The following is a 4,143-nucleotide window of genomic DNA, read 5'->3' on the forward strand; positions in this document are numbered from 1 at the left end:
GATATTTCTCCACTGTTCATTAAGAAATAATCTTTCATTAACTGAACGCCATCAACACCGTTGTCAACTTCTTCTACAATATGTCCTTGTTTCTCCAGCCACTTCACAGTCTTCGATACTGCCGCCTTGGCATCTTCTGAAACCGGCGTTCCAACCGGTGATTTGGTGGAATACGCAATTTTTAACTGCTTTGGAAAAGGTTGTTGCATTGCTTCCTTATAACTACCTGGATATAACGGTGTTTGAAATGCCGCTTCCGGTTGTACTGTTTGAAGAATATCCAGCATTGCAGCGCTATCCCGAACACTTCGGCTAAGCGCAAAGTCAATCGATGCCCCTTGCCATTGCCTGCCAACGCCAGGTCCAACCGGTGTACGCCCGCGTGTAGGTTTCAGTCCGAATAATCCGGTAAAAGAAGCCGGTATGCGGATGGAACCTCCACCATCACTTGCCCCTGCCATTGGAACGATCCCTGACGCAATTGCCGCTGCTGATCCACCACTTGATCCGCCAGGCGAATAGTCTGTATTCCATGGATTCCGCGTTGCCCCGTGGGTTTCAGGCTCCGTAATATTTTTCAAACCAAACTCCGGTGTGTTTGTATGACCCATGAATAGAAATCCCGCTTCACGAAGCTTTTCAACAAAATAGGAGTCCTGCTCTGCAGTCATCGCTTTTAATAGCTTTGCCCCTGATGTCATTGGTTCGCCTTTTACCGCCTGGGAAATATTTTTTAACAGGAGTGGAACACCCGAAAATGGACTGTTCTCAACGTTTACTTTCTTGGCCTCTTCTAAAACTTTTTCTTTTCTAGCAGACGTGATCGTATTTAAGGAAGGGTTAACTTTTTCCAACTGTTGGAAACTTAATTCCAGTAATTCCTGTGGAGTGGTTTCTTTTTTCCTGATCAATGCTGCCATATCTGTGGCATCTAAAGTTATATATGTTTTCAGATCCATCATTACACCTCAATTATTCAATATTTACCATTATTGTATCATCGAACGAACAGCAAACCCAAATAGACGTAAGAAAATGCGATGCGTCACATTTTCTTACGCCTGGTGATTCTCATAACATCGTTCCTATTCCTTTTCCTCTTTCTTCCAAGGTGGGTCTCCAATATCATGCAGCTTTCCATTAATTTTATAAATACTATAAGGTATTGCGAAAGTGAGCACCGTACAAATCATAATCAAACTGTCCTGTAAAACGCCTGTAATACGATCTAACATGTTATCCAGCGCCCTTCATTTGGTTTTGTGTGTCTCACTACTTCCTATGTTCCCTATTCTTTGCCCTGTCGGTGACACCTGTTTGTCGAACATTAACCTCTGCTGAAACATGGATATTTGCTTTGGAAAAATAATTCTCTCCGTTTTCCCAGTTGTCCTTGATTTTCTCCCATAAAGCGTAATGCTTTTGCTTCAAAGTCTTTCCTATCTCAAGAACATCGGTATTTAATTCATGCTGCACCTTCTTAATTGTTTGATTGGCAAGTTGTTCGATTTCTTCGGCAACCTTATCTTCAATCTTCGCTATATATGCTTCGTCTAAAAGGCTTCTATCTCCAAACATTTCAGCGATACCGCCGTTAGCCTTAATATTAATAGAAACCTCTAAATTACCCGGATCCGTTGTATCTATGTCCATTTTCAGATTAGTCCCGGTGACTTCATAGGCCATGGGCTTATTATCTATTTCAAAAACGATAGATCCACTCTTATTCTTTTCCGTTAGAAGATTCAACCCCTTTGTTTCTTCTCCAGTTAATGTCCCGACCATTTGGTTATTATAGCCACGGAAAACAGCTGTTTTATCATCGTGAACTTTGCTTTTATCTTCCTCGGCTGCAATTTTCGGTAAAACATAACTAAAGGGCTGTAGTAAAAATCCGTGTAAGTCACCTATTTGAACAGAAGAAATCATTTCTAATGCCTCCTGTTCATTGTCAGTAACAGTATTAAGGAACATGGCCGGGATTCTTTCTGGCTTTGGTTCTATTTCTAGTATTTCCTTGGCTTTTCCTTCAGAAATGTAGATATTTACCCCCCTGCGCATCTCATGGTCACGTATAAAAAAATCCACTAATGTAGCAAGTAATTCGGGGGTATCCGCTAGTTCTTCAGAGACAATGAGCACTTTTAAATGCTCGTAAAATGGAACCCTACTTGTTTGTGATGCCATATTTCGTCCTATATTAAACATACTTTCTCCGTGCACCGTTAAATTTAAAAATGCCTTTTGTTCTCCGCCACCCTCTGCGGGTGTTCCTATTCCGGCTGGGATCACAAATTGATTCGTCAGCGCTATCATCAGATTTTCCTTTGTTTGCCCATCAACCTGGTCAATAGCAGTGCCTACAACAAATCCATGTTCCTCAATGTTTTTTTCATCCCAGCAACCCGCTAATAAAACAGACAGTAAACTGCACAGGAACATTATTATTGCCATTCGTTTAGCCAACATGTTTCACTCCCCTTATTTTAGCGATAACAAAGAGAAAGATAACAACAAATGTCGTATAGATAATTGCAGTGAAACCAACAAAACTGCCAAGCGCAGCAACTTCTACGATATCATGCGGCAACATAGCTGCGAAATAAACGAGCGGTGATAAAATAAAAATGACTTTGACTTTCGGAGCTTTTTTAAAGATAGATGTGATTGCAAAAACAGCAACGTCAAAAGTTAATACGGCTGTATTAAAAATAGCCATAATCCAGACGACAAAAAATATCGATTCGAATCGCTCAAAGAACTCCCCAGGAATTTCTACTGCTTTAGCTAACTCAATCGTGGGATAGATTAAATTCATGGTAACGTGATTCCCAAACACACCGATGCACATGACATAAATAAAAAGGTATATTCCAACAGGGATACTCATACCTATTACAGCCTGTTTTGGAGCTTTTTTTGGTTGCTTTACAAGGGCAATATAGAGCCATAAGACACCCATTCCAATATAGGAAGTAGATACATCACTGATCCCTTTGATATGTCCTTGAAAACCGGTTTTAAATATAGGTAAGAGATTACCTACATCTATTCGGATCAGATTAAATAACAAGAGTACAAAAGAAACTAGTAAAATGATTGGAAAAAACAACATATTCAAACGAAACAACGCTACCCTTGATCCGGAAATGCCGTATATAACTACAAGTAAGAAAATGAGTGAAACAACCTCCAGCGGTGTACGATCAAATATATATTGTTTGGACATTTCACCAATTTGGCGGACTTGGAACACTACCATTTGCAAGGCAATCATAGCAAAAAGAAATGTTAAAATAATAGCCACCGGTTTAGATGCGATGAGTGAGGCGTAGTTTATGAATGATTGACCCGGGAAACTTGCTGCCATTTTAGCAATTGCCCAAGTTAAAAAAATAGCAATCATCCCTCCGACCAGAATGGAAATCCATCCATCGGCACCTACCGTTACAGCTGCCAAACCTTTAGGAAAAGTTAGTACGCCTACACCAATAACGACGGAAGGCATCAAAATCATGATTTCTCTTCCAGTAATACCTTCATCCGCATACTCGAAACGTTTCACTTTTACTTCTCCTTCCTGTCCGCTGATACCTTATCATTTGTTTGCATTGCCTTTGGCCGTCTTGTCATCAGTGGAACCGGTGCGCGGAAAATGAGATCATTCCAATCTGACAAAAAGGTTGGGGCGAATGGCGTAGAATAGGGAACACCTATACTCTTTAGATTTACAATATGGATGTTCAGCATAATATAAGCCAGGATAATCCCAAAGAGCCCAAAAACAGCAGCCGCAAGCATAAAGCCAAACATAATGATTCGGAATGTAATGGCAACACTATAAGATGGAACGGCAAACGATGCAATTGCATTCAAGGCAACAACAATAACCATGACCGGACTGACAATCCCGGCGGAAACTGCTGCTTCCCCAATAACCAATCCCCCGACAATACCGATTGTTTGTCCAATGGTCGTTGGTAGGCGCGCCCCGGCCTCTCGTAGCAACTCCATGGTAATTGTCATAAACAATGCTTCGACAAACGGTGGAAAAGGCACACTTTCCCTTGTCGCGGCAATCGAGAATGCTAATTTCGAGGGAATCAATCCAACATCATAGGAAATAAGCGCGACATATAAAGC

Annotated in this window: 4 protein-coding genes; all 4 read right to left on the reverse strand. The window is 41.0% G+C overall.

Annotated features, from left to right (window positions below):
• A partial coding sequence (locus VK097_RS10215) for an amidase family protein (protein WP_324211707.1) occupies positions 1-959 on the reverse strand: 959 nt, incomplete at its 3' end.
• 313 nt (positions 960-1,272) lie between these two features.
• Positions 1,273-2,469: a Ger(x)C family spore germination protein gene (locus VK097_RS10220; protein ID WP_324211708.1), complete on the reverse strand. Its 1,197-nt coding sequence runs from the start codon at positions 2,467-2,469 to the stop codon at positions 1,273-1,275.
• Positions 2,459-3,565: a GerAB/ArcD/ProY family transporter gene (locus VK097_RS10225; protein WP_324211709.1), complete on the reverse strand. Its 1,107-nt coding sequence runs from the start codon at positions 3,563-3,565 to the stop codon at positions 2,459-2,461. The genes VK097_RS10220 and VK097_RS10225 overlap by 11 nt, the downstream gene beginning before the upstream one ends.
• A 2-nt stretch (positions 3,566-3,567) precedes the next feature.
• On the reverse strand, positions 3,568-4,143 hold a 576-nt coding region (locus VK097_RS10230; protein ID WP_324211710.1), incomplete at its 5' end, for a spore germination protein.

Source organism: Lentibacillus sp., assembly GCF_035301675.1.
Lineage (GTDB): Bacteria > Bacillota > Bacilli > Bacillales > Amphibacillaceae > Lentibacillus.